Source organism: Ruegeria sp. YKSD179 (assembly GCF_059612885.1).
The window spans coordinates 20309-45752 of sequence record NZ_JBXWRL010000047.1; the positions used below are offsets into that span (position 1 = coordinate 20309).

29 protein-coding genes and 1 pseudogene are annotated in these 25444 nt (G+C 63.4%); 5 read left to right on the forward strand and 25 right to left on the reverse strand.

Annotated elements, in window-relative coordinates; translation table 11 throughout:
* Window position 1: 1 nt before the first annotated feature.
* The 11 genes from AC2FNE_RS18930 to AC2FNE_RS18980 all read right to left on the reverse strand — a co-directional run bounded on the left by AC2FNE_RS18930 (window position 2) and on the right by AC2FNE_RS18980 (window position 11436).
* A complete protein-coding gene (locus AC2FNE_RS18930; protein WP_496806048.1) occupies window positions 2-997 on the reverse strand; it encodes an FscB in 996 nt (331 codons plus the stop codon).
* Window positions 994-4347, reverse strand: a complete 3354-nt coding sequence (locus tag AC2FNE_RS18935) for a phage tail protein (RefSeq protein WP_137703251.1) — start codon at window positions 4345-4347, stop codon at window positions 994-996. Before AC2FNE_RS18935 ends, AC2FNE_RS18930 begins: the two co-directional genes overlap by 4 nt.
* A 3-nt stretch (window positions 4348-4350) precedes the next feature.
* The gene (locus AC2FNE_RS18940) at window positions 4351-4569 is read right to left on the reverse strand and encodes a hypothetical protein (protein WP_137703252.1); all 219 of its coding nucleotides are present in this window, start codon (window positions 4567-4569) and stop codon (window positions 4351-4353) included.
* Window positions 4566-4814, reverse strand: coding sequence for a hypothetical protein (locus tag AC2FNE_RS18945; RefSeq protein WP_137703253.1), 249 nt, complete (start codon window positions 4812-4814; stop codon window positions 4566-4568). Before AC2FNE_RS18945 ends, AC2FNE_RS18940 begins: the two co-directional genes overlap by 4 nt.
* A 123-nt stretch (window positions 4815-4937) precedes the next feature.
* On the reverse strand, window positions 4938-5786 hold the full coding sequence (locus tag AC2FNE_RS18950; protein ID WP_137703254.1) for a phage BR0599 family protein: 849 nt from the start codon (window positions 5784-5786) through the stop codon (window positions 4938-4940).
* A 13-nt stretch (window positions 5787-5799) separates the two neighbouring features.
* Window positions 5800-6921, reverse strand: a complete 1122-nt coding sequence (locus AC2FNE_RS18955) for a hypothetical protein (RefSeq protein WP_496806049.1) — start codon at window positions 6919-6921, stop codon at window positions 5800-5802.
* Window positions 6914-9397 carry a phage tail tape measure protein gene (locus AC2FNE_RS18960; RefSeq protein WP_137703256.1) on the reverse strand — a complete coding sequence of 828 codons (2484 nt, stop codon included), beginning with the start codon at window positions 9395-9397 and terminating at the stop codon, window positions 6914-6916. Before AC2FNE_RS18960 ends, AC2FNE_RS18955 begins: the two co-directional genes overlap by 8 nt.
* Window positions 9390-9518 (reverse strand): DUF7697 family protein, encoded by a 129-nt coding sequence (locus tag AC2FNE_RS18965; protein ID WP_496806050.1) that lies wholly within the window; start codon window positions 9516-9518, stop codon window positions 9390-9392. Before AC2FNE_RS18965 ends, AC2FNE_RS18960 begins: the two co-directional genes overlap by 8 nt.
* A gap of 98 nt (window positions 9519-9616) precedes the next feature.
* Window positions 9617-10054: a phage-derived protein YdaY family protein gene (locus tag AC2FNE_RS18970; protein ID WP_137703257.1), complete on the reverse strand. Its 438-nt coding sequence runs from the start codon at window positions 10052-10054 to the stop codon at window positions 9617-9619.
* Window positions 10054-10992, reverse strand: a complete 939-nt coding sequence (locus tag AC2FNE_RS18975; RefSeq protein ID WP_496806051.1) for a phage tail tube protein — start codon at window positions 10990-10992, stop codon at window positions 10054-10056. The genes AC2FNE_RS18970 and AC2FNE_RS18975 overlap by 1 nt, the downstream gene beginning before the upstream one ends.
* A 24-nt stretch (window positions 10993-11016) precedes the next feature.
* Window positions 11017-11436 carry an acyl-CoA transferase gene (locus tag AC2FNE_RS18980; protein ID WP_137703258.1) on the reverse strand — a complete coding sequence of 140 codons (420 nt, stop codon included), beginning with the start codon at window positions 11434-11436 and terminating at the stop codon, window positions 11017-11019.
* Between the two features lie 547 nt (window positions 11437-11983).
* On the opposite strand from AC2FNE_RS18980, the gene AC2FNE_RS18985 reads away from it, so the two are divergent.
* The gene (locus AC2FNE_RS18985) at window positions 11984-13021 is read left to right on the forward strand and encodes a sodium:calcium antiporter (RefSeq protein ID WP_496806052.1); all 1038 of its coding nucleotides are present in this window, start codon (window positions 11984-11986) and stop codon (window positions 13019-13021) included.
* Between the two features lie 199 nt (window positions 13022-13220).
* On the opposite strand, the gene AC2FNE_RS18990 is transcribed toward AC2FNE_RS18985, so the two are convergent.
* Genes AC2FNE_RS18990 through AC2FNE_RS19020 form a run of 7 tightly spaced genes read right to left on the reverse strand, consistent with a single transcriptional unit; the run spans window position 13221 to window position 18396 of the window.
* Window positions 13221-13853, reverse strand: a complete 633-nt coding sequence (locus AC2FNE_RS18990; protein WP_137703260.1) for a DUF6441 family protein — start codon at window positions 13851-13853, stop codon at window positions 13221-13223.
* A complete protein-coding gene (locus tag AC2FNE_RS18995) occupies window positions 13850-14161 on the reverse strand; it encodes a head-tail joining protein (protein ID WP_137703261.1) in 312 nt (103 codons plus the stop codon). Before AC2FNE_RS18995 ends, AC2FNE_RS18990 begins: the two co-directional genes overlap by 4 nt.
* The gene (locus AC2FNE_RS19000; RefSeq protein WP_161594675.1) at window positions 14161-15174 is read right to left on the reverse strand and encodes a major capsid protein; all 1014 of its coding nucleotides are present in this window, start codon (window positions 15172-15174) and stop codon (window positions 14161-14163) included. Before AC2FNE_RS19000 ends, AC2FNE_RS18995 begins: the two co-directional genes overlap by 1 nt.
* A gap of 25 nt (window positions 15175-15199) precedes the next feature.
* Window positions 15200-15577: a head decoration protein gene (locus AC2FNE_RS19005; RefSeq protein ID WP_137703263.1), complete on the reverse strand. Its 378-nt coding sequence runs from the start codon at window positions 15575-15577 to the stop codon at window positions 15200-15202.
* A gap of 4 nt (window positions 15578-15581) precedes the next feature.
* Window positions 15582-16601 carry a head maturation protease, ClpP-related gene (locus tag AC2FNE_RS19010; RefSeq protein ID WP_161594676.1) on the reverse strand — a complete coding sequence of 340 codons (1020 nt, stop codon included), beginning with the start codon at window positions 16599-16601 and terminating at the stop codon, window positions 15582-15584.
* Between the two features lie 4 nt (window positions 16602-16605).
* Window positions 16606-18129 (reverse strand): phage portal protein, encoded by a 1524-nt coding sequence (locus AC2FNE_RS19015; protein WP_235857930.1) that lies wholly within the window; start codon window positions 18127-18129, stop codon window positions 16606-16608.
* A 3-nt stretch (window positions 18130-18132) separates the two neighbouring features.
* Window positions 18133-18396: a phage head-tail joining protein gene (locus AC2FNE_RS19020; protein WP_496806053.1), complete on the reverse strand. Its 264-nt coding sequence runs from the start codon at window positions 18394-18396 to the stop codon at window positions 18133-18135.
* Between the two features lie 17 nt (window positions 18397-18413).
* Between AC2FNE_RS19020 and AC2FNE_RS19025 the strand changes: the two genes are divergently transcribed.
* Complete coding sequence (locus AC2FNE_RS19025; RefSeq protein ID WP_161594677.1) at window positions 18414-19307, forward strand: DUF1186 domain-containing protein; 894 nt, start codon at window positions 18414-18416, stop codon at window positions 19305-19307.
* Window positions 19308-19345: 38 nt separating this feature from the next.
* Here AC2FNE_RS19025 and AC2FNE_RS19030 read toward each other — a convergent pair whose 3' ends face one another.
* The gene (locus AC2FNE_RS19030; protein WP_137703266.1) at window positions 19346-21346 is read right to left on the reverse strand and encodes a phage terminase large subunit family protein; all 2001 of its coding nucleotides are present in this window, start codon (window positions 21344-21346) and stop codon (window positions 19346-19348) included.
* Window positions 21294-21854: a hypothetical protein gene (locus AC2FNE_RS19035; protein WP_137703267.1), complete on the reverse strand. Its 561-nt coding sequence runs from the start codon at window positions 21852-21854 to the stop codon at window positions 21294-21296. The genes AC2FNE_RS19030 and AC2FNE_RS19035 overlap by 53 nt, the downstream gene beginning before the upstream one ends.
* Before the next feature lie 111 nt (window positions 21855-21965).
* Between AC2FNE_RS19035 and AC2FNE_RS19040 the strand changes: the two genes are divergently transcribed.
* The 3 genes from AC2FNE_RS19040 (at window position 21966) to AC2FNE_RS19050 (ending at window position 23085) form a co-directional block, all read left to right on the forward strand.
* Window positions 21966-22235 (forward strand): hypothetical protein, encoded by a 270-nt coding sequence (locus AC2FNE_RS19040; RefSeq protein ID WP_496806054.1) that lies wholly within the window; start codon window positions 21966-21968, stop codon window positions 22233-22235.
* Window positions 22236-22249: 14 nt separating this feature from the next.
* Window positions 22250-22468: a hypothetical protein gene (locus AC2FNE_RS19045; protein ID WP_137703269.1), complete on the forward strand. Its 219-nt coding sequence runs from the start codon at window positions 22250-22252 to the stop codon at window positions 22466-22468.
* 95 nt (window positions 22469-22563) lie between these two features.
* Window positions 22564-23085, forward strand: coding sequence for a DUF3489 domain-containing protein (locus AC2FNE_RS19050; RefSeq protein ID WP_137703270.1), 522 nt, complete (start codon window positions 22564-22566; stop codon window positions 23083-23085).
* Between the two features lie 155 nt (window positions 23086-23240).
* On the opposite strand, the gene AC2FNE_RS19055 is transcribed toward AC2FNE_RS19050, so the two are convergent.
* The 5 genes and pseudogenes from AC2FNE_RS19055 to AC2FNE_RS19075 form a co-directional block, all read right to left on the reverse strand.
* A complete protein-coding gene (locus AC2FNE_RS19055; protein ID WP_137703271.1) occupies window positions 23241-23588 on the reverse strand; it encodes a hypothetical protein in 348 nt (115 codons plus the stop codon).
* An 84-nt stretch (window positions 23589-23672) separates the two neighbouring features.
* A complete protein-coding gene (locus AC2FNE_RS19060; RefSeq protein WP_137703272.1) occupies window positions 23673-23990 on the reverse strand; it encodes an HPF/RaiA family ribosome-associated protein in 318 nt (105 codons plus the stop codon).
* 120 nt (window positions 23991-24110) lie between these two features.
* On the reverse strand, window positions 24111-24335 hold the full coding sequence (locus tag AC2FNE_RS19065) for a DUF7220 family protein (RefSeq protein ID WP_137703273.1): 225 nt from the start codon (window positions 24333-24335) through the stop codon (window positions 24111-24113).
* Entirely contained in the window at window positions 24332-24817 is a 486-nt protein-coding gene (locus AC2FNE_RS19070) for a hypothetical protein (protein WP_161594678.1), read from the reverse strand. Before AC2FNE_RS19070 ends, AC2FNE_RS19065 begins: the two co-directional genes overlap by 4 nt.
* A gap of 205 nt (window positions 24818-25022) precedes the next feature.
* Window positions 25023-25412: pseudogene (locus AC2FNE_RS19075) on the reverse strand (DNA cytosine methyltransferase); the annotation flags it as partial.
* Between the last annotated feature and the right edge of the window lie 32 nt (window positions 25413-25444).

Genomic DNA, 25444 nt, shown 5'->3' on the forward strand with positions numbered 1-25444 from the left:
GTCATGACGAGATGATCCCAACCTCTGTCGGCAGCACGGCCGTGGTCCAGGGCGTGCTGTCGGTGGGGTTTACGTCCCATGTCGAATAGACCGGCGACGGCATATCGGCGGACGGCGTACCGGGAGATGCGTCATAGTCCACGCCGCCAATCCGCAGAAACCCTGCAATGCCGGTTGGCCCGGCCGTGCCAAGCTGGGCGAGCTGTTTCACATGCACGCCCGCGATGGTCGATGCACCGGCCGGTCCCGTTGGCCCCGACAGCGAAAACGACATGCGCTGACCGACAATATCGCTCGCCGCGCGGGTGGTGATGTCGCCGTCCTTCACGGCATCGACGCCGCCTGAGAAGGCATCATAGGTCGCGACCAGATCGGGCGTGCGCCGCGCAAACCGCCGCCCAATGGTCGAGACGCCGTCGAGCACCGCGATATGGGCGTAATAACAGGTGGCGGGGTTGTAGAAATCGAAAAGACCGTGGTTCTTCCAGACACAGCGAACGGGTCGACCCTTGCCTCCGGTGTTCGCTGCTGTTGCACTGCTTTGAAGAACGCTGTCGACGTAGAACTCGATGGTGATGTCGGCACTGACCGCAACTTTCACATCGACCCAATAGACTTGGTTCGTGGCAGCAGTGAAGGACGAGGCTCCATCGACATTGGTGTCACCCATTGCCATGGCGTGATATTTCTCATCGTCCCGCTCAGTTCGGACAATCGCAACAAGCGCATTTGCGGTGTCGTAGAACTCCAGGAAGGTGCCATCCGTGCCGATAATGTGGGCGTTAATCGACGGCGCTTTGTATCGAAAGCTCAACCAGATATCCCCAGCGGGCAAGGACCAGGAAGCGGAAAACGGGACTGCGCTCGTCTCACCCGTGTTGATCCGGACGCAGTTCACGTCGAGATCGGCGTCGAACCCGGCGACGTCAGCGCTCATGCGGCCCTCTACGCCCGCAAGGTCAGTGACCTGGTGTCCAAGATGCAGGATATGGCTCATGGGATTACCTCTATGTAAACTGCGGCCTCGGCGGCCGTGAGACGGGAATGGCCGCCCCATTCGTTGAAGATGGCGATGTCCGGGATGGTGAGGCGCGCGTCACTGCCAAAGCCAATATAGATGGCGGCCTCTGCGATGGTCAGCTGTACCGCCCCACCGCGATCAAGGAAGATCACTGTGTCGGCGACCGTCAGACGCGCGTCGGCCCCGATCTCAGTCCACACGGAGACCTCGGCGACCTTGATGCCGTCCGGCATGAAGAGTCGGATCGACCGTGCTTGCCAGGCCTCATAAGCGATTGTCCCAGTCGTGCGCCGCGCCTGTACCCGTACCTCGAAATGCTTGGTGCCTGTGGGTGCGGCCAAGATCGGCACATCCTCCTTGGTCAGCGTGACGCTGTTAGCGGTGCCCACATCGATGACCGCAGCGGGTGGCTCAAGCGTTGTGTCAGTATCGGGATCGACCCAGCGGATCTCGACCGCATAGGTGACACCCGGCTCCGGTCCAATGTCCCCCGCGTCATAGGCGTCGAACACGCTGCTGGTCTGGGTGAGCCTGTCGCGATGGGACCAGGTCAGCAGGACCGGCCCGAGGTTCAGCACGTTAGGATTGACGACCGACACACCGTTGCCGCGCAGATCGCCGGGTGGCAACGGCCGGATAGCGCGACTGGCCAGTGTCACGGCGTCCTCGGGTGCCTGCGCGAGCGGCAGCGTCCCAAAGCCGGTCTCGGGCAGCATCTTGATCGTCACTGTCTCTCCGGAGGCGAAACTTGCCTCAGATGCATTCGCCAGCTGCTGCCAGCAGATCACCGGCGTGCCAGCGGGACGGGTCTGCGGGACCGTGTCGAGACAACCGCGCCCGACCGTGAGCGTCGTCGCACTCACCCCGTCGATCCGGACCAGTTCGTCACCGATTGTCGCAAGCGTCCCGATGGTGACGTCATTCAGGCCGGTCCAGCTTCCGACGTTCAGCACCCGTTCGGCCGGGTCGTCACTGACGTCCGAAACCAACAACGCCGTCGGCACGAACTCAACTGCCTCTTCGAGGGTATAACCCGCCCCGCTGTCGCTCCAGACCTGTGCGGAGAGCGCATCGGCCGAGGGGCGCTCCCCGGCCGCGACGATCGCGCCCACACCGGGATCTTCCTCGAGAAGTGCATCTGCTTGGGCATGCCCCAGCTCCTGGACCAGCAACCAGTATGGTGCTTCGGCGACCCAGCGGCGCGTGAGCGGCTTGGGCGGCAGGATCAGGCTGCCGGGATCGCCGCTTTCGCCGCCGACAAGGGCGGTTTCGCCAAGCGCAAAGACATCCTCGGCGATCTTGAGGCGCACGCCATTGGCGCGCCCGTCGCCATCGTCGATCTCGACAATACGAACGACGACGCCCTCAAGTCCACGCCGGGGGGTTGAAAGAACGATCACGTCGCCCGGATCGAGATCAGCACCAACACGGCTGACCGTGATCTCGCCTGACAGGATCGGTGCGGAAAGAGCCCGCAGGTCGCGTTCTGCGACCCGCACGGCAAGGGACTCGAAGCGAATGCCCGGGTAATCGACCGTCGCGCTGACCACCTGACCCAGATCCTGCACGAGTGCGGTATCGGTCACGCTGACCGAGCCGGTCTGGTCGGTACGGGCGTCGGAAAACTTCGCCGTCACCGAGTTCACGAGATCAGCGGCCTCGCGACGCCCCAGCTCGCCCCAATCGACGACATTGGTCTCATCGAAGACCGGTAGGGTCTCGGGATCATAATTGGCGCGGATTAGGCGCAACTCCCAACGACCGGAGCGACGATCGACATAGAGATAGGCGTCGATGTGCTTCAGCACGTCGGCGATGAAATCCTCGATGGTCGACACTCGTTGCCATAGGAGCGAGAGCCCAAAGCCTTCGGAGAAGAGCGCATCCGCGGCAATGGCGAAGCTGGGCCCGATGTCAGAGAACGTATGCCCCAGCCCCCAGTCGCCATTGGTCAGGCACTCCCGGATGATATGCGCGGGGTTCATGTCGGGGCCTTGCCCAAAGGCCGCACGCAGCGAAGCCACCAGCGCATCAGGATCGCCCGGCGGCACCACAGGGACGCCATCGACCGGCGTGTTGTCGATTTGGGCGGTGGCGCTGGTGTCCGAGAGCGCGATGTTGAAGGCGAAGACATCAACCTCGGAGATGCCGGAAAGCGTGGCAATCGCCGACTGCAGGGTCGAGGCCGGGCTCGGTTCCCCGTCGGTGACAAAGATCAGGATCCTGCGTTTGCCACCCGATCCGTTGAAGAACGTCCCCGCCTGGCTGACGGCGACCCCAAAATCCGTCCCACCGCTCACGGAGCTTGAGAGCGCGTCGACCCATTCCTTGAGTTCACCGTAGGCCGTGGCATCGGCATCGCGCCGCAGGATCGTGCCGGAGACGGTCGAGTTCCAGGTGACGATCTGGACGTCGTTGGGCTGTGTTGTTGTGTCGGGAGCGTTCTCGCCGATCTCCTCGACCAGGCGCGAGACGGCGGCGATCTGGGCCGACATACGCGATCCTGACATCGAGCCCGAAGCGTCCATGGCAATGTAGATCGCAGCATCACCGATCCGGACTTCGGGTACGATCTGTGCCTTTTCGGGATACCATTGTTGGCCGCCATCCTCGGCCTTGAGGATCCGCGTCAGGCGCACCGACCAGGGCTTGAGATAGGGATTGAGGCCGAGAAACACTTGCCGCAGCACGAGCGAACAGATCCCGCGATAGCCGGGCACATCGGCTCCGGCATTTGCGGCGAGATAGTCATTCTGCGCCTGGCTCGGCGCGCCCATCAACACGTCGATATCGCCGACAATGCCGCCTTCGCGCTTCTCGCCGCCGAAGAGGTCGGGCTTGTTGATCCGGATGCGTCCGCCCGCAGCGCCGCCGTTCAGGCTGGGTACGCTCGCGGCATCCGATACCGTCGCAGACTGGGCGGTGAAAGCGGTGGCAGCAGGCTCGGCGAGCCAGGTGGTGATGCCGGTGGCCGCATCATAGGTCACGGCCTGAACCGTCACGGTGCGGGTTGTGTTGTCCGTCAGGAGCTGCAGGTCATAGCTCTGGCCGAGCCGAATGCCCGTGAGCGTGCCCGGGAACCTGACCTCGGCGACGCTGTCGCCGACGGCGGCGGCGGTGGCGGACATATCCGTGACGGTGCCGTAGCTCGCCAACGCGCCGACGCCGGTCCCGGCGGAACTGCTCTGGCCCGAGCCGATCGACCAGGCGGTGCGGTCATCGACCCGGATCTCGCGGATCGCATCGACTGGCCCATGGCAGAGCGCCAGATGCGCCCCGAGCGAATAGCGATAGCCGACGGTCTGGGACTTCGAACGACCACCCATGGCTCAGGTCTCGCTTGCGGTGCGCGCGGAGCGCTTCTCAGCCTCCGCGATCACACGGAATGCCAGGGCGTCGCCGGTCGCGGCCAGCACGTCGGCCGAAAGTCCGTCTGCGAGGAAGGCCTGCCAGTTGAGGCCATGACGGCGGAACCACGGCCGCGCCCCCTGAAAGCAAAGCCGGGAGGCGCGCAGGTCCTGAACGGTGACGATCAGATCTTCGCTCATTTCTTGCCGCCCTTCTTGCGGATCGGATCGACCTTGAGATCCCCGGCCCAGACGACGTTCGGGCCACGCAGCAGCATGGTGCCGAAGATCACGGGGATCGGACGACCTTCCTCGGCCGTCGGCAGGTCGAAATCGTCAAGTCCGGCGGCTTTCGGGGCTTCGACCTTTGGTTTGGGCGAAAGCGCATAGGAGATCGCCGTCAGAACGAGGCTGGCGACGATCTGGACGACGAAGTTCCAGACCATGATGTGTTCTCAGATTTCTAGCGTTTCGAGTTAAACTTGGATCGCTTTGTCGCTGCCTCTCCCTTCGGTCGAACGCGAAAAGCGATACGGGTGTGTCTCAAGTGAAACTCGAAACGCTCTAGGTCAGACGATGCTGGTGCCGCCAAAGGGATTGCGGCCGGGAATGTCGGGGAAACCACCAAAGTTCAGCAGGTTGCCGAACTTGGCCTTGCAGGTGTCACGCCGCAGATCACAACCGGGAGCAATCTCGACGAGCGCCAGGCTTTCCAGATCATCAATGGCCGCCTCCAGATCGAGCATCCGGCCAGAGAGCGTCAGTGCATCTCCGACATGCCCAGTAATGAAACCCAAGATACCTGCGTGGCGCAGCACACCACCCCGAAACCAGCCGTTCGGCAACAATGCGGCCTCGGGCACGGTGATCGTAAGGCCCTGATGCGCGCTCGCCGTGCCCCCGACGAAAAAACTCTCGATGTCGAGGCGGCAGCCCCGGGAATAGAGCGCATGACGACAGAGCCGCTGGTATTTGGCGCGGACGCCCTCCCGGCGCATGGATGTGAACAGGGATTCACAGCGCAGGGTGATCCGTCGCCCCTCAACCCGTGCCGAGACAACGCGGCCCTTCCAATGCGCAACCACCTCCGTCGGCACCTGTTCATGCCCCCGGAAGATGGTGAGTGTCGTGAGCGCCCGGCCGCGGGGGCCGAGATAGCGACGGGCGAAGGGATCGGAGAGCGGAAAGGTGACGCTGAGGTCGACCCGCCTTGGGTCGCTGCTCTGGACGACGGAGCCATGGCTGACGGCCGAAGGGTTCCAGATCAAATCCTCGGTCTCGTCGGCGATGGCGCCTGCAAGCGAGGTCCAGATTGCCGTGCGGCTGGTGAAGCGCCAGACCTGATCGCCTTCGGCGAAGAGATATAGGAAATACGGCCGCCCTTCGGCGGTCGAGGTTTCGGCAAGATCGTAGGTCATGCGGGTACAGGGGTCATACTGGGGTCTCGATCAGGCTTGCCGCGAACTCAGTCCGGTCCGCAAAATGCTCCAGTTCGATCCGGTCGGTATCGAGCCGCACCCTGGTGAGCAGATGGATCGGTGTTGTGCTGGGAATGCTCTTGCCCGGGGCGGCGATGGTCAGCCGGATCCCAAGCGCGTCATAGATGGCGTTGGTGATCTCGCGGAACACCGGGCCAGAGGTGATATCGAACATTACATGCCGTCCGATCCAGACGCCGGGCTCGGCGGTGGCCGCGACAATCACAGAGGTGGCCGAAGACGTGACAGGTGCCTGCAGGACCAGTTCCCGGCCCCAGGTCGGAAGCCAGAAGGCACGTTGACGGCCACGCATGGTATGCAGCCAGCGGCGGCGCGACCAGCGGGCCGTGCCTCGGTCAACAAGGGTGATCGTTGACCGACGCTGGACATGGGTCAGAACCGGTTCGATCACGATGGGACCGAAGCTGTTGTCAATGTACTCGACGGATTGCGCGATGCTCTCGGCCAGCGGCTGGCGGAGCACGGCCGGATCGGTCAGCACATCGAGCCCGACGTGGGTCGGATAACTGCTCGCGACCAGTTCGGTCCCGTCTTGCAGCGTGAAACTCGCCGTGACCGTCCCCAGCCCCTGGCGGCGACGGTCGATCTCGACGGGTCGCGTCAGGACCCCGGTTCCCACCGGGGCCACAATCGGATGCGTAAGATTCACGCCCGCAGGAACTGCCAGCTCGAGCCGGTCGGGAAAGATCGCGCTGACCTCGACGAGATATGCCTCGCCGCCATCAGCTGCGACGACGGCCTGTCCCGGTGCTGCGAACGTTGCCTGGGATGTATCTACGAACACAGTCAGTTCGGCGGCATCGATCGGTGCCACCGCCAGGCGCGCAAGATGCCAGAGCGGGACCGTCCATGTATCGACCAACCCGACCCGGGCAAGCTCGGCGGCACGTGCGAGGTCACCGGCGTTCAGGAGATGCGAGGCCGTCAGGATTGAGCGCGGTACGGTGCGCAGCGCAATCCGCTGTTCGGCCGCCTCGGTGATCAGGGTGTCGGTGTTCCATTCCAGCACTTCAGTGACGGGCTGGCGCACTGGGAAAGGCCAGAGCCTAAGCATCGAGGCCTCCCCGGTTGCGCCGGATCACGTTTACGATCAGCCGCTCGCCTGCGGGCGTTGCGAGGTAATCGCCGACAATGGAGGGATCGAGTACGTTGACGATGCGTGTCGCAGATTGCGTAGCCTGACCATCGCCGCTCGTCTCAACCCCGAGTCGACCACCGCGGCCTCGGCGCAGCGGCAGGATGGCTTCCGGGCCTGCCTCGCCCATCAGCCCGATCCCGCGTGCAAAAGGAAACACCGTAGGTCGGGAGATCACGCCACCGCTGGCAAAGGCTGTGATCTCGCCCGCCTGCCCAAAGGCACCGCCTCGTGCGAAGGTGCCGCCAATCCCAAAGAGACCGCCAAGAGCGCTGCTCAACCAGCCAAAAAGGCCGCCCCCGCCGGTGCCCGATCCAGAGAACGCCCGGAAGAGCGCATCCTCGATCGGTTTGAAGGCGGTATCGATCAGACGGTTGGCCAGGTTCTGCGCGATCCCGGATATTGCGCTCGCGAAGGTTTGCCAGCTCAGTTCGCCCGACTTCAATGCCTCCTTGATCGGACCAGTGATGTCCTCGGCCAGCCCTCGGGCGATTTCTTGCGTGCGTTCCACTGCCGCCCGGGCCGCGTCCCATGACTGGCGCGCAACATCGGCAGCGCTCTGGAGCGCCCCACCGGCACGACCAGCCGCAGCCGCTGTTTCATCAAGCGTCGCGGCTGGTCCGCCAGCCTCGTCTTCGGCAAGGGCTGCATCAAAGCGATCTGCCGCCATAGTTGCCCCGTCGAGGGACGTCTCTGCCTCGGTTCCCGCAGCACGCATCGCCGTGCGCAAGGCCTCAAGGACTTCGAGCGGCTGCAGAGCTCCCTCTGCGAGCGTGGCCGCGGTTTGCCTCCAAGCCTCCGCGGAGGCGGAAGCGTCACTGGCTGCTCCTGTAAGTCCGAGATCCGGCACCGCCAGCGGGTTGTCGGCAAATGCACCGGCAAAAGCATCTTGCGCGGCCGTGGCCGCCTGGGTCGCGGCACCCGCAAAGCGGTTCTCGAGCTGCCCCAGATCGAGATCGGCAATCAGGCCGATCCGTCGCTCAACGCCGAGCGCTTCGAGACCGGCGTTCACGCCGTCGATGAAACCGTTGATCCTGGAGACGACGCCGTTCAGCATCGCCTCGACGCCTTCGATCAGGCTGTTTGCCGCCTGAAACGCGAGATCACCTATGGCGGCAGGCAATAGACCCCAGACGGCCTTGATCGCCTCGAAGGCCCCCTCAAAACTGTTCACGGCCGAATTTGCAAAACCGACAACGCCCTCGAGCGCGCCTTGCATCGCGGTGGCTGACGCCGCCTGCACATCCGCAAAAGCCGCCATCGCAGAGGCTGCAAAACTGCCAGCCCCCATCTTGATCCGCTCCCAGACCTCGCTCGCGAGGTTGCCCAGCAGCGCCATGGCGTTTCCGAAGCCACCTGCTCCGGAGACAAGCTGGCCGAACTGGTAGATCAGTTCACCAGCACCGACGATGAGCGCCCCGATCCCGGTGCGGATCAATGCGCCACGCATCACGACAAGCGCGGTTGCAAGGCCGCGTACGGAAATCGCCGCAGCTACCATTCCGGCGACCCAGCGCCCCGCCAGCAGGGCCGCAAAAGTCGCGGCGTAGGTGGTCAGACGGCCGATATTGTCAAAAAGTCCCCTGATGGCCTTGCCCAGTGGTCCGGTGCGGCTGGCCACCGCCGCCATGGCATTCGCAACAGCTTCGAGTGCGGGGGCTGCGGCAACCGCCAACTGGTTCGATAGCCCGCGCCAGATGAGGCCAAGGCGCGAGATCGCATCATTGGCGCGTTCGATCTGGTCGGCATCCTGTTCCGAGACGACGACACCGAACGCAAGGACGTCTTCGGTCGCCTGGCGCAAGGTCGCCGTGTCGATCCGCGACATCGCGATGGAGCCTTCTTCGCCGAAGAGCTGACCGGCGACAGCGGCGCGCTCGGCAACCGGCACAAACTCTTCGATGGCGGCGTTGATGGCGCCGACGCGCTGATCCAGCGGCAAGGCAATAAGGTCGGTGGCCGATAGTCCCAGTCGCTCCAATGCGTCAGCAGCGGGGCCACTCCCAGCGGCCGCCTGACTGAGACGACGCGCCAGGTCCTTCGTTGCCTGTTCGATGCCGGACATCGAGACACCTGCCAGTTCGCCAGCACGCTCGAGGGTCTGGATCGAAGCGACCGTGGTGCCGAGGGACTGGGCGAGCTTCGCCTGAGCATCGACCGTTTGCAGCCCAGAGCGCACCATGGCCACGCCTGCAGCCGTGGCTGCGGCGACGGCAGCAGCTGCCGCAACCCGCACCCGCCGCGCGAACCCGGCGAGCCGGGCGTTTGCTGCCTCCATCTCCCGGCTGAGCCGCCCGAAGCCACGCGCCCCGGCTTCGCCGACACCTTCCAGCTCGGCGCGCACCTGCCGCCCCCCAACCGCGGCAAGGCGGACAGAAACGCGCTTTTCAGCCATTGGTGTGATCCATCTGTTCGTTGAGTTTGGTGACCATCACCGCCTCGATGACGGGCAACAGTTCAGCCATGACCAGTGGCGAGATGCCAAGGGCATCACCCAGTGCCAGTGCAGCCGACATGTCCCAGCCGACGACAGCGCCGGGCAGCACGCGCAGTTGTCCGCCAAGACGGCCGACAAGATCCCAGACCTGCCAGCCTTCAAAGGAGGTGGGTTGATTCAGCCGCGCCGGGCAGTCTTCGCAGACTTTCTCGCAGGCTTGGCAGTATTGCTCGCCCCCGCCGTAGGACCATTCGGCAAGGGCGCGGAGACGTTTTTTTCCTGTTCCAGCAGCAAGCCTTTGGAGACGTAGGTCAGCTGGAAGGCCTCGAAGATCGGCCATATGTCGAGAAGCGCGTCGATGGCCTCGGGGCTTGGGTCGATTGCGGCGCCGTCGGTGTCGCCGATGCCTTCCCAGGCGAGCACCGCGCGTCGCGCCAGCGCCTTGGCGAAGGCGACGGCGCGCTCCTCGTCGCTGGCCTCCTCCGGAACCGCCTCGACCGCGGGATCACTCCGGGTCGCCACCATAAGCGCGGTGGTGAGCGGGCGCAGCTGCACCCGCACGCCAGGAGCGAGATCATGCCAGCAGGGCAGGTTCGTCAGGTCGAGTGTCAGCATCAGTATACCTCGATGTCGTTGATCAGGGTTGCGGTGCACATCCTGCCCACAACGCTGTCGCGCGCGGCTTGCCAGTCGAATGTGGCCTGCACGCCCTGTGGGCCAGAAATCTCGATCCGGGGGCGCGGCAGGTAGACAGCGTGCACGGTAAAGGTGAAGCTCTCGCCTGAGGGCAGCGCGTAGGAAAACTCTAACTCGCAGGGATCGCCATTGATCGCCTGTGAGACCAGCGTCTGGTCTGCGAAGCGCACTTCGATGGAACCAGTCAGTGCCGCGATGGAGGGGTCGGCCCCGTCAATCCGCCCATCCGAACGGATGGTCTCGATACGATCCAGGTTGTTGGCATAGGTGATGTCGGCCGAAACGACGTTTCCGAGTGCCGAGCCGTTCCGCGTGATCGCCCCGTTGAAATGGCCAAAACGCTGCAATTCGAGAGCGGTTGGCGTTCCAGCGCCCGTCGTTGTGCCCACGGTCTCGCCCTGCGCCACCAGACGGGCCGTGGCGATCAGCAGACCAGATCGCTGCATCTGCCAGGTTATCTGGTCGACGACGCAGCCGGAGTACATCGCATAGCGTGGCACCTCCGGCATGCCGGTCTCGATGGACAAGCTGGGCAGCGTCCACGCACCCGATTGGAACTCGTGAGTCCACGGGCCGGTGCCCGTTGTGGTCGGTGCGCCGAAGGCCGCCTTGAGCCAGAACCCGAAGGCCTCGGCGTCGAGCGGCACGACAACATCTCCATCGGCCGTCACCGCATCCTTGATCGGCGCAAGGGGATCGCGGCCGTAACCAAGGAGTTCCGAATTCAGCAGCGGTTGCTCTGCCCCCAACGAGGTGCTCGCAAAAGGCATCTTGGTGAAGCCGCCCACGGGGGGCGTTCCATAGGTGGTCTCGAACGCAAGCGCCATTTGCGCCCGCGCCCCTTGGGCTCGTGCCATTGTGTTCTCCTCGGATTGTCGGGATCAGCTGAGTGGGTCAGCCGTTGAATAGTGCAGGACGACCGCGATAACGGCCGCCTTCAGGCTGGCCGCGCCCTCTACGGCCAAATCGACCGACCGTGGCGCTTCCGCCTCGATCCAGTCGCAGAGCCCGCCCAGCGTGCGGTCGGCAGCGAGCGCCGTGCCGATGCTGGCGCAGAGCGTGTCGAAGGCGGCGTCACGGTCGGCGACCTGCACGACCGCCTCGATCTCGGCGCGGTGTTGGTAGTGGTAGCGCAGCGGCGAGAGCGTTACCTCGGGGTCGCCGGGTTCACCATCCCGCAGGATCAGCAGGCCCTCCGTCGGTACGCGCTCGGGCAGCACCTCGCCGCGCAGAGCGGAGGCGGGCAACACCGAGAGCCGCGCATGCAGCGCGGTGAGAATAGTTTCGCGAAGGGTGGGCATTCAACGTTTCCGGTTATCTGGTGAGGCCAGGCACTTGGTCCTGGCTTCAATGCCGACCTGATTCACCCTTGTAGATTTCAACGGGGCGGCACCGTACCGGCCGTTCGCTGCAGTCTGCACGAATGTTACAGGTGCGGGACAAAACGGACAGTTCTTCACAAGTTGCTAAACATCGTAACGGCTTATGTGCAGGCGAGGCATAGTTGCTCCAATAGACGGTCTAGCAGTGAGTTCAAGAAAATGTTGCGCCGCTTTTCCGACTGTTATGATGGCCTCAATAGGCCCGTATTTTGCCCGATAGATCAATGAAGCTGCGACTAGAGCGACGAACGACTCGGGTGAGCCAAGGTCCCCAAAACTCCTTCGTCCGGTTGAACTTGAAATGGTTGCGCTCCGTCGGATTCCAACCGAAGCGGTTCTTAGACTCCCCAGAGGTCTGACCACTGCACCTGTCTATCCTAGTGTCGCGCGTGCTGAGCGACACACGAGGCATTGGAATTTGACGCTGATCAGTGGCACGATATCAGTGCACGGTTATAATAAGCACATGGAAGTTCCACAGACTGGAATCGGCTTAACCGTTGTTCTCTTCGTGATGTGTGCCAGCGTCGTGTGGATTTCTGGCGCGCGTCTTGCCTATATTGCTGACGACCTTGCCGATAGGTTCCAGTTGGCCAAGTCGCTTGTGGGCCTTCTCGTATTGTCTCTGGCGACATCGTTGCCTGAGGTTGCGACGACGCTGGCCGCGGCTGTCCGGCAAACGCAGGACTTGGTACTCAACAACCTGTTCGGAGGGATTGCACTGCAGACCGCTGTTCTGGCGATGTCTGACTTCTGGGCCAGAGGCGCCATAACCAATTACCCACGCAAGGCAAACCATGCTCTCGAGGCGACGCTGCTGGTGTTCTTGTTGTCGACTGCTCTCATCGTCGTCAGCGTCGGGGAAACTTTCGTCTTCATGGGCGTAGGGCTGGGAAGTGCGCTCATCGCATTGATCTACGCGGGCGTCATTGTTCTGTTGCGACGCTATGATGGGCAAAATGATTGGGTGCCGGTAGATCTGCCGGACCCAGAGGAGCTACCATTTCCGGCGCCCTCCGGCTTGGCAGGGACAAGCAACCGTGTGCTTTTCTTGCAAGCGGCGTTTGCTTGTCTAGCCATCCTAGTCTTCGGTTTGCTTCTTGTTGTTTTTGCAACCCGAATAGCAGATCAAACTGGTCTGGGAGAGGGGTTCGTTGGTGTGACCCTTTTGGCCGGAGCAACGTCCTTGCCGGAATTGACGACCACAATTACGGCAGTTCGGATTGGCGCTTACACAATGGCAATTTCGAACATCTTTGGCAGCAATTTGATTATGCTGGTTCTCGTTTTTCCAGCCGATATCCTCTTTAGGGGTGGTCCAATACTGCAAAATGCGTCGACAACTGTGCTGCTCTCCCTTTCTTTCGGAGTTGCTGTCACGGCGATTTTTCTGACGGGTCTGATCGTGCGCAGCAAACCCAAGATCGGTGCATTTGGACTTGATTCCGTACTGGTTCTTGTCGTGTTCCTTCTGAGCATACTGGCCTATTATCACGTGCGGTGAAGCTTGGTTGGACTTTCTGAGAGATCATTTTTGCATGTTGCAAATGGATGAACGGCATCACTTCACTCTAAGTCCCTGCCGAATGGCTGCTCCGGGCTCTGACCGGCCTTTCTCTGCACTAAGAACGAATGTCCGCAGGTACTTCATCGATGGTTTCGCGCGCTGCGCCAATCGAAGAATCACCGACCGTCGCCATTTGCTACCCAACATGCCCCTCGACCCATTTCGCCACGATCAGCCCCGGCACGCTGTCCAACGCCCGCTCGGCGTCGCGGTTGAGATCCAGCCGCTTGGGCAGCTTTACCTGCGGCAACAGCAGGAAGATCGGCGCGGTGACCTTGCCGCGCCCGGTCTTGGATCGGGACACCACGGCCTGACCCTTGGTGTTCAACCTACCCTCTGCCACCAGAAGGCTCGGACCTGTCCTCCTAAAGACGAAGCGCAAGCGCAGCCCGCGCCGCCGCTCCCACTCGCCGGGAGTGATCCGGCCACCGCGTGTGGACTTGCCAGCAGCTGGTAGCGGGATTGCCAGCCAAAACCCGTCCTTCGATCGGATCAGGGGGCCGGTGTCGTGCGCGCCAACGATCACCGGCGCCTTGGACCAAACCAACGCAGCCGCATCCAGGCTTTCGCCGGACCTCGGGAAGTTCTGGTTGCGGATCGAGTTGGCGAGCCGCCGCCCGAGCCCCGCGCTGGTGATCTGCGTGCGCCAGGCAGTCTTGAGTCCGGTCCCGGCCTCACGCATGGCGGCCGTCACCGCGCGTTCGCCCGCCGCGACCTCGGCCGCCATCATCGCGACGATGTCGGGATCGATGTCGAGTTTCAGTTTCACGCAGGCCTCAGGTCGACGGTCCAGACCAGCCGCTCGCGATCACGGATGGGCTCGCCCTGAATGAGGAACGCCTCGCCGTCGATCTCGATGCGGTCGCCTGGATGCGGTGCCGTGATCTCCGCGACGCGCAGATCTACCCGGGTCGTTTCCGACCAGAGCTGGGCATCGCCGAAGTCGGTGATCGCATCAGCCTGCCGGGAGACGACGCGCACCAGCATGGGCGCGCCGCCGTCGGAGGTGTAAATAGCCTCTCGGCCGATGTTCGGATCGGCGAAGAGCAAGTCGACGGCGGCCCCAAAGGCAGACATTACGTCCGCCGTGCTGAGCGCAGAACCTGCGGCCGGGTGCAGATCGGCAGAGGATTGCTTTCGATCTCAAGCCGGACCCATTCGTCACGGTCCCGATCGGGGATCGTACGCGCGTAGAGCGGCAAGCCGAGCGTGTTCACCGTCTCGAACGTGTCAGCCGGAGCGTGATAGATCTCGAAGAGGCCCTCCACACCTTCGGGATAGAAGAATGCCTTGTCGGTTGGCACGCCGAAGCCCGCCCCCCCTCGGTAGCGGCGGAAGCTGATACCGCCAAAGCTGACCTCGTCGGCAACCCGGCCGCGAAGATCGGCGGCAGCGGCGGTGTTGAGATAGGTCTCGCGCACTTCCTTATGGGCGATGAGATCGGCGAAGAAGGCCGAGCCGCATTCGGCGCGGACCTGCACGGCCCCGGCCGCGAGCCCGCCCATGCTATCTTCGACGCTTTCGATCAGCGCCTGACAGCGTTTGCGCAGCGCGCCAGAGCCCGGGGTCGCATTGTCCAGATCGAAGTCGATCTCGGTGGCGGGTGTGATGGCGAACTCGGTGAAGTAGTTGATCACCGTGGCGCTGTCCTTGGGATCCTTCACAATGCCCTGAATGCCGTTCAGCAGGTGATATTCGAACGTCGCCTCCGCATCCTGGCGCAAACGGGCAAGCTTTCGGGCAACCTCGCTTTGCACCTGCTGGGTGGCGCTTTCCGAGCCGAAGTCGCGAATGCCCTGAATTTCCGAGGCCCAGAGCACGTCCTGCTTCTTGAACTGACGGCAGACGAAGGCGCGCATGTCGCGACGCTCGGGGACCTGTTGCTCAGCCGCCGAGCCGCGTTCAGAGAACGGGATCAGCGACAGCGTGCCGTCCCGGCTCTCGATCACGACGGTGCGCGAGCGCACGCCGCGCGGCGAGAACAGACCCGCGCCCGACAGGATCGCGGGCTTGAAGGGGATGTTTTCCAACGCGCGGGTAAGTTCGATGATGGTGAAGGCATCGCCTTCGAAGATATCCATGGTGGTCATGGGAATGCCTCCTTTGAGAGTTTGATCAGCGGACGAGAATGTTGGCCGCCAGCAGCGCGGCATGGGCGGCGGTGATCTCGCCCTCGCTGGGAGAACCCGCAAAGACGAGATCATGGCGATTGACGATGGCGGGGCCACGGACCAGCGCGACGGCTGGCACGTCGCCGCCCGCGGCGTCGGCCTTGCCCCAGAGCACCGCCACGGCGGTTTCCGTGCCATCGACGGCGGCGGGATCATGGGCCGCGTATTTGCCAGACGCAGTAATCTTGCCCAGCACGGTGCCCGGATCGATCGTGGCAAACGCTGTTCCTGTGGCGACGGTGACGGTTTCGCGGGTGTAATCGCGGAAGGCTTCCCAGACGAGGAAGCCTCCGGGATGTGTGGTCTCGGTGAGCGTGGTCACGTGGTTATCCTTTCAGCTTGAAGGTGCGGGCGACGATCTCGCCCCAGGGACGGGCAGTCGCGGTCCGGCCGGGTTGTGCGTGATGGGCCGTGATTTCGGGTTCGGCCTCGGCTTTCGCAGCTAGAAGGGCCATGCGGACATCGTCGAGACTGGCGTCCTGGTCGAGGAACCGCCCAGCCATCTGTGGCTGGCCTGCAAGACGGCAAAGATCGACGACAGTGCGGGCATGGGTGATCGCCTCGGCGCGGATCGCGGCGGGATCGGGCGGTGCGCCGCCCGCAGCCGGGGCCGGATCCGAAAAGCTGGGCATGTCGTCGGTGACACCATGCCCTTCCGGCTCGACAGGCGCTTCGTCGCTGTCCGCCTCTGGATTGCCTTCGGCCGGAACGCCCTCCGCCTCGGTCGGAACACCCTCCTGGCCAGTGGCTTCCACTGCCTCGACGAGATCGGGCGGCGCGTTGCGGAACCGGCCGATGTCGAAGCGCGCGGCCATCCTCACAGGGTCCGCCAGCCGGTCCGCGAAGCCCGCCGCCACAGCATCGGCTGCATCGAACCAGGTTTCGGCCGCCATCAGCGCTGCGATCTCATCATCAGTCTTGCCGGATTTGGCGACATATCCCCGGACAAGACTGCCCGCAATCTTGTCGAGCGCTTCGGCCATTGCGCGCATGTCGCCCGCCGTGCCCATTGCCAACCCCGACGGATCGTGGATCATCAGGAACGCATTTTCCGGCATGACGATCTCGTCACCCGCCATGGCGATATAGGACGCGGCAGAGGCGGCAATACCATCGATCCAGACCGTGACCTTGCCCGCGTGCCGCGTCAGCGCATTGTAAATCGCCACCGCATCGAAGACTGACCCGCCCGGGCTATTCAGCCGCAGATCGACCGGCGTCCCGTCGGGCAGTGCGCCGAGTTCGGCAAGGAACCCCTTCGCCGAAACCCCAAAGGCGCCAATTTCGTCATAGATCGCCACTTCCGCCACCGTTCCCTGGGCGCGGATCGCATACCAGCTTGTCATATTGTCACTCCTGTTCGGTGGCGGGATCGGTGGAGGCGGATCCGTCGCCTGTGTCTTCGCCTGTGCCATCTCCAGGATCAGGCCGCGCTGCGGGCGTCGCTCGCGCGCCCTGCGTTTCGCCGGGGCTCGCGCGGTAGCTCAGCCCCAGATCAGCATCGCGTTTGGCATCTGCCGCATTTTCGCGGTCGACTTCTTCGACGTCATAGCCGGTGGCCTCGACCACCTTGCGGCGCGAGGTGATGCCCGCTTCCATGGCCAGCACCTGTGCCTGGATGTCCTTCAATGGATCGACCCAGTCCCAGCGCGGCGGGATCCATTGAACCGGTCGCGCGGCAGCGGGATTGCCGATATTCAGAGCCCCCGACAGCACGGCCGTCTCAAGCCAGCGCCACCAGATCGGCCGACACAGCTGGTGCGCCATCACCCCGTGTTGCAGCTGGCCAATGCGGCGACGGAACTCGACCAGCTCTGCCCGCAAGCTCGAATAGTTCGCCTGGCGTACATCGCCGGTTACAAGGTGATACGGCAGCCCCAGCGAGGCCGAGACAGCAAGGAGTGTCCGGTACTGAAATGCCTCATATCCGCCACCCACGTCGGCAGGGCTGGAGAATTTGACGTCCTCGCCCGGCAGCAGCACCTGCATCGTGCCCGGCTCGAGGCTGGCGATGGCCGCCCCGTCGAGATCCACCTCCGCTTCCCCGATCATCGGGTCTTCTGGCGCGGTCTTTGTGATGAAGCCCGCGAACATCGCCGCGGTCTTCTTCCGGTCGAGCTCGGCGTCGTCGTACTGGTCCAGCAGAAACAGCCGCACCATGGCCGGTGCCACATGTGGCAAGCCACGGATCTGGCCTGCATCAATGGGCCGATAGATGTGCAGCACGTCGTTGGCTGGCACGCGGACCGTTTCCGGTATCACAGCCCCCTGATCGGTGCTGTCGCCCGGATGGCGACGCCGAAAGTGATAGGCAACGCGGCGGCCGATGCCGTCAAATTCAATCCCGCAGCGGATGCGATTGCCGTTTGCCGCAGTTTCGGTCTTCTCGAAGGGCAGCATTTCTGACTGCAGGAGCTGCAGTTGTATCGGCACCAGCAGACCATCCTCGGTCCGCCGTGGCCGCATACGCACGAAGCATTCGCCTGCGACGAACATCTCCCGCGCGACCATGGCCTGCAGGCCATAGAAGTCGGTCAATCCGTCGGCATCGGCCTCATCCGTCCAAGCGAGCCACAGCCGCTGAACGCTGTCACGCAACGCCGCATCCGCGATCAGCGACGACGGCTTGATCCCATCCCCGACCATGTTTGACGCAAACGCCTCGCAGGCATTGGCGGCATAGCCGTTGGTGACCACCAGTTCCCGCGAGCGTGCAAGGAGCCTCGGGCCACCCGAAGCGACCAGTGAATTTATGTTTTCCAGCGGCGGTTGCCAGCCCCGCAAGCGCCGCCTGGCCAGAGCGCCTTCCAGACGCGCGGACACAGCGGCGGGACCGCCCGGGGCCCGACGGCGAAAGCGACCAAACAGGCCCATGGATCAGAGCCCCTTCGTCGTCGTTACACGCACCTGCCGAACGATCCGTCGTCCCTCTGCAGTCGCGATCTCGCGGTCGAGCGCCTCGATGGCCCGATCAATTTCCGCCACACTGCGATAGTCCACCGTCTTTCCGTCGTAACTGACGCGCGCCACGCCAGAGGAACGCTGAACAGCTAGGGTCTCGCGGCGGGCACGGAGTTCCGTCGATGTCGGCATCTGAATTGACCTGACCTGCGAATATGTTTCATTTAGCCAAACGACCACGGATTGAAGCCAAAGCCATGACCCCGAACGAAATCATGCGCGACCTCGCGCGCGACGACATTTTCCCGAAAGCTGCCATGGCCGAAGCCGGTGCCAGGCGCGAGGAGATGGTGCCAATCTTTGTCGATCTGATCAGCCGCCTCACACGGCAGCGTATCCCGGCGATGAAAGATGCTGACTTGATGGCCCTTATTCCGGTCTTCCACATGCTGGGCGAATGGCAAGATCCACGCGCCTATCGCCCATCGGTTCAGATGCTTCGTCGCCCAACCATGGTCATCGACCATCTCCTGGGAGACGCCGTGACCGAAACAAGCTTTCGCGTCATCGCTGGAACGTTCGACGGCGACTTGCAGCCGGTGTTCGACGCGATCGAGGACAGGAAAGCTGATGAGTTTGGCCGCAGCTCCCTGATGAGCGCCCTGGTTCTGATTGCGCAATTGCACCCCGATCAACGCCCGACAATCGAAGATTACTTTCGGACCTTTCGCCAGCGATGCCCCAAGATACCCACCGACGTCCTGACCGGCTGGATGGACGCCATTGCCGCCCTCGGGCTCGAGGACATGTCCGAGGCCGTGCGCGAGGATTTCGACCAGGGCCTGATCCCGAAAGATTATTGCGACTTCGGGCATTTCCTTGAGGATCTGGAGGCCACCCTCAACGAAGATGTTTCCCCCGCAAACCGTCGTTACCAGAAAGCCCTGATCACCAATGCCATCTATGAGTTGTCGAAATGGCACTGTTATACAGATGAGTTTCTCGTCCAGCAGAAGACCCGCAAAGTTGACAACGCCTTGCGCGTGGCCCCCTGGACAGAGGCCCTCACAAAGACACCTGATAAACTTGGCCGCAACGATCCCTGTCCCTGCGGCAGCGGCAAGAAGTTCAAGAAATGCTGCCTGCACTGAACCGGCCCGGCCAACATGACCCTGCGTTTCCAGCCCCATCACCTCATGTAACTTGAGCGCACGGTTCGCCGCTGTGGTCCCGCGCGCCGTGAAACGCGTGTGGTGGTTCCGGCCCCGTCCTCAGCCATGTCTTGTCCTGGAATCCCGAGCTGGGCTTCCAGATCGGCCCAACGCGCTTCAGGCCAGCGATCGGCCCCGAGGATCCACGCGGCGGCCCGCGCATAGACCCGTGTATCCAGCGCCTCGTTGCGTTCGCGCAGCTTCTGCCATTCGAGCCGGGCGAAGCCGCGCTTGGTGCGCACCGTGACCAGTTGTTCGGCCGTGAATTGCTTCAACCACTCGCCGTCCGCCCAGTTTGGCAGGTGGATGGTTCCGGGCGGGCAAAGGTGCCCATTCTCGATTTCCTCCCGCGTCGGGCGGTCCTGGCGCAAATAGCGATAGGTCTCGGTCTTGAAGGTCGAGGTGGCGATCGTCCAAAGTCGCGCCCCGCGTCGCAGCCGTTTGCCTGCGATGGTCGCGTCCACATACGTCGGGCCGGTGACCGGGCTCGAGCGGTTGAAGCCCTCGACGCCTTTGACCGGGGCCACCTGCGCGAAGCCAACCTGTCGCGACCAGGCATAGACAGCACTTGTCTCGTAGCCGGTATCGATCGCCAGCCGTGCCAAGGTCATCGGCTGACTGGAGGCATGCTCCCAGGTCTGACCAAGCAAATTGGTCAGCTGCTGCCAGCACGCCGGGTCGCCGGGCCCGCCCTCAATGACCAGGTGATCGACCAGCCAGCTCTCCAGCCCGCGGCCCCAGGCCCAGACATCGACCTCGATGCGATCTTTCTGAACGTCGGCCCCGGCTGTCAGGAACAAGCCGCGCTCCGGAACAGTCCCTCCGTCCCAGGTCTCGCGCCGGTCCGCCAAGCGCTGCCAGTCCGGCGCCTCGCCGGTTTCGACCCATGTCTCGCCAAGGATCGTGTTTCGGAACGCCTTGATCGCCTCGTCCGACCCTTGCGCCGCGTCCCAGGCCCGCACAATCCGCTCCCAGCTCAGCCAGCCGATCGGCGAATAGAGGGCCGAGAGGTGATAACCAACGGTACCGGGATCAGCCGCAACGGCCGTCGCGCGCCATTCGCCCGCTTCCAGCATCGCCGTCTTGTGGTGCTCTGCGATGGGCTGGTCGCAGCCCTCGCAGTGATATTCAGCAGTCTCCGGCCGCCCCTTTTGCCAGCGCAGCCGTTCGAACTTCATCCATTGTTCCTGACCGCAATGCGGACACGGCACGAAGAACCGCCGCTGGTCGCTCGCCTCGAACTCCCGCTCGATTCGGCTCAGCCCCCGGATCGTCGGGGTCGAGACCAGGAACACCTTGCGCCGGTGGGCGAAGGTCAATGATCGCGCTTCAGCCAGCGTGACCGGATCGCCTTCCTCGTCGGCCGAGGCTGGATAAGCATCGACCTCGTCGAGGAAGATGTAGCGCGCGGGCGTCGAGCGCAGCCCAACCGCCGAGTTCGCCCCCGTCATGATCAGGATGCCGCCCGCGAATTCCTTCGACAGCATGGTGTTGCCGGCGTCGCGCGATCGCGCCGGTTTGACGCGCTCACGCAGCTCCGGGCTTTCGTCGATCAGCGGATCGATCCGCTGGCGTGAGTTTCGCTTCGCCAATTCCACCGTCGGCTGCACCGCGAGCATCGGGCCCGGCGCCTGGTGGATGGCAAAGCCGATCCAGTTGTTCCCGGCCTCGGTCGCGCCGACCTGTGCCGCCTTCATGAAGACGATCCGCTGTGTCGGGTCGCCCGGTGACAGCCGGTCCATTATTTCGCCCATGTAGGGCGTGCGTGCTGTGCGATACCGCCCGGGTTCGGCCGAAGCGCGCCCCGAGAGCATCCTGTGCTGATCCGCCCATTGCGAAACCGTCAGGTCCGCATCCGGTGTGAGCCCCGCGCCCCAAGCACGCAGGATCTCCGTGGCACCGTCGAAATCCCCCATATCGTCAGCATCACCTGAGATCGGGTTTGACCTCGGCGAGATCGTCGAGCTGGGCGCGGACATGTTTCTCCAGAACCTTTTGCATCGCGGCGGGATCGACGCCGAGATCGGCCGCCATCAACGCCGCTGCACGGGCGGGCCAGTTGACCCAGACATCGCGCTCCTGCCGCGCAAGCCGAAAGACCAGCGACAGCGCGCGGGCCCGGTCGATTAGTTCGCCTTTCAGCTTCTGTAGCCGGAGGCGGCGTTCCTGCGCCTTCAGCACTTCATTTGCCGTCTTGGCCTGCAGAAACGTGGTGCCGCTACCAACCGGCGGTGCCGCCATTCCCTGTTCGCGCAGCGTCTCGCCAACGGCAGAGACCGCCGCCTCCGGTACGGATTTGAGCTTCGACTTCGGTGCCTTGCGAGTCTTCGATGGGTCGGTCGCCTCAGCGCGCAAGGCATCGCTGGCCACTGCGTCGATGCTGCCATCGCTGTGCAGCACCAGCCGCCCCGTGGCCTTGGCCTTCTGGATAGCCCCGCGCGAAAGGCCCACGCGGGCAGCGTATTGGCGCTCGCTCAAACCCTCCATTGCGCGCTCCGATTATCATTCAATATCATGTACTTATGTAGTTGATAAGCCTCCGAACCAGAGCGAACGTGATCCTACGAAAATGATGCAACTCACCACGGAGCCGCCACGATGACCCGCCTGAACCCGATCACTACACCCCGCCACCAGCTGCGCGCAGAGAAGGCGCGTCGCAACAAGGAGGCGGCATTGAACGCCTTCATCGGCAAGAGAGCCGAGATCGACGAGATGCTCGCTCGCTTGTCGAGCCTGAGCGACGACCATTTCAACGCCCACCCCGACGAGATCAACTGGGGCCATGTCGGCACCCTTGAGCATTACGCCAGCCTCCTGAAGCGCATCACCGACAGCGCCTTCAGCGAGGGTGAGCACGCCGAGTGACAGGAGCCAAAGCCATGGAAACCAGCACCATCCGTATCGCCATTCGCGGCCTCAACGAGCCTTGGGACACCAGCCGCATCCCGGCCGTTCTCGACGAGATCGAAGCATCGCTCCGCGAGGAAGCCAACGTTCCCGCACGCCTCACCGCCGACAGCATGACCATTGCCATCGACGTCGCCACCGACCGGCTGCCCGACGCCGCAGGACTCCTGCGGGACCTCGGGCTGATCTGACCTCGGGCCCCCGCCCGAACTCCGGCCGCGCGCCCTGCGCGGCTCGAGGTCGTAGAAGACCGCGACGGTCGCGGTCCGAACACGGAGACGACCCCATGACCAAACTTTCCGACACTCAGATGATCATCCTGTCCCGCGCGGCCCAGAACGAGGACCGCTTTGCCTTGCCGCTGCCCGACAGCCTGCGCGGCGGTGCCGCCGCCAAGGTGGTCAGCGCCATGCTCACCAAGGGCTTCCTCGAAGAGGTCGAAGCCGACATACGCAAGGGCGAGCCCGTCTGGCGCGAGACCGGCGACGGCCACGGCGTCACGCTGGTCGCCACCGACGCAGGCCTCGCCGCCATCAGCATCGAGCGCGAGGACGCGAACACCGCCACCAAAACAGTCCCCGCGCCCAAGGTGCGCACACCGCGCGAGGGCACCAAGCAGGCCACCCTGATTGCCATGCTGCGAGCGCCGGACGGCGCGACCATTGAGGAGATCATGGCCGCGACGAACTGGCAGTCGCACACGGTGCGCGGGGCGATGGCCGGAGCGCTGAAAAAGAAGCTCGGACTGGAGGTCACCTCAGAAAAGGTTGAGGATCGGGGGCGTGTCTACAAACTCCCCGCCGCCTGAAAAGCCTGCGACATCGAAGCTGTCCCGTCGTCCCTTTGGGACGGCGGTTCCTCACTCGGCACCGCCTTAAATCTCACGAATGCTTTTTGCCCTTATTAGGACTTGGTTCCGCATCCCAAAGCCGTCACGAAAGGCCACGAGCCGACGTTGACACGTCAGGAAACGGGAGTTTGCTGGTGTGCTATTCGCAGCCATTTACCGTCATCCTGCAGATAGGACGATGTGCACAGGGCCTCGTAGATCGGTATGTCGCCGCGCTCTGCGGAGACGCGATATGCCAGAACGGCGACGTCTTTCTCTCGCTTGAAATACCGCTCTGTCATTACCACGGATCGCCATCGTTGCGCGACGCTGCTCTCCCGCCAAAGCGACTCGCCCTGTAGAATTCCCGCAGGATATGGGAAAACAAAGACCGCGTCTTTTGCCGTCATATGCCGCGCACTGTCAGCACCTTTGGTCCAGAACCTTTCCTCCAAGGCCCAAAGATCGTCTTCATCGGTCATGATTGATGCCCTTCCATCTGGTGCCATTTGACGTCTTCCCAAGGCGGCAACGGACTGCGGCTGAGGAAGCTGCTGCGAGGAAATTTATCGGCTATCCGACAATTTTCCCAGAGTACTCTCCAGCATGTTCTTTAATTTGCCCGCTGCGCCTTTCGCTGCCTTCTCGACTGTCGCAGCCGAATCCTTCGTAACGACGGGCTGGCGCCCTTTGAGTCGTGCTTCGATCATGCAATGCTTGTTCTCCTGGCCCGTCGGGCCGGTGCGCGCGTCGCTGAGGTGAACCTCAATCCTAGTGATATGATCATCAAGGTTGGCCAAATCGTGCTGAACCAAACCCTTGATCAGGTTGGTCAGGCCTTCACTCCCGTCGATGCTGTTGTCCGTACTGACTTCGATCTGCATGCTGGTTTCCTTTTGAAAGCTACCTCGCAAACAACGGAGAATGCTCGGTCGGAACCGCAATTATAGCCCATCTGGAAAATTCTCGAAATGTTATGGATCAAGCGCCTAAATAGCGACTTTTCAGTTGAACATTCGGACACGAATAACCTCGAACACACGCCGCAGGGCAAATGATCGGGCGATGCTCACCACAGTAAACACCGCGCCCATTTTCAGGTTCTGCGCCAGCGTCGTTTGTAACCCGAAGATGGGGAAGATCAGGATCTGCGTGATGACCGCGACGCCGTAGCCGACAAGCACATTGGCGACGGCCTCGACAAGCGACATGAGCCGCGACTGCTTCATGCTGGCTCCTCTTCAACCGTCGGCCAGCAATTGAGCCGCGAGAGTTCGGAGCGCATGCGCGGCAACCAGTGGGACCACGCCGTTGCCGCAGAGCCGAAGCCGGTCCACCCGGTGGGCCAGCCCATCAGAGCCTCGACGAATGCTGGGTTCAGCGTCCGGCGCTGCTCGGAGATATCGCTCCCAGCCGTCGGCGTCGCCAGGACCTGGCGGCCAAGCAGGCCGTTCACCGGCGTGTTCGCCAATGTCGTCGCCCCGTCCTTGTGATCCCGCGCCGTCGGCGTCATCCACATTTGGCTGGCGCTGGTCAGGTCGGCGGACTTGCGGTTGCCCGAGCTCGGCTTGTTGCCGTCGGTCGCCATCGGCGTCGGCCAGTCCCGCGCCATACTGCCCAGACCCTTCTCGTGTTTTCGGGCACCGCCCCGGCTGCGGAAGCTGTCGGTCTGCGGCGTCGGCCACATCGCGGCCGAGGTCGCCAGGTTCATTCCGTGCTTGCCTGCCTCCTGCGAGGGTGTCGGCTTCGTCTGCCGGTTCTCGTTGGCGCTCGCCCGTGGCGTCGGCCAGAGCCTCAGCATCTCCGTCCGGTTCCCACCGCTCGAGCGGGTCGCAGAGCAGGCGCGCGGGGTCGGCCAGTTGGTCGTGCTCGCGGTGGGCGAGGATGAAGAGCCGCTCGCGCTTGTGGGGCGCACCGACTTCCGCCGCCGTAAAGAGGCCTGCCGCAACGCGGTAGCCCATGCCGACCAGTCCTGCGGCGACTTCGGGGAAGCCGAGGCGGAGATGATGGGCGACATTCTCGAGGAAGACGAAGGGCGGTTCGACCTCGCCGATAATGCGGGCGACATGCGGCCAGAGGTGGCGCGGGTCGTCGGCACCCCGGCGCTTGCCCGCGACGGAGAACGGCTGGCACGGATAGCCCGCAGTGACGATGTCCACCGCGCCGCGCCACGGGCTGCCGTCAAAGGTGGCAACGTCATCCCAGACAGGCGCTGGATCCAGGGCCGCCTCTTCCATCCGCGCCACGAGAATGGCCGCGGCGTAGGTTTCCCGTTCGACATGGCCCACAGTTCGATATCCGGGCATGGCGATGGTGAGCCCGAGGTCGAGCCCGCCTG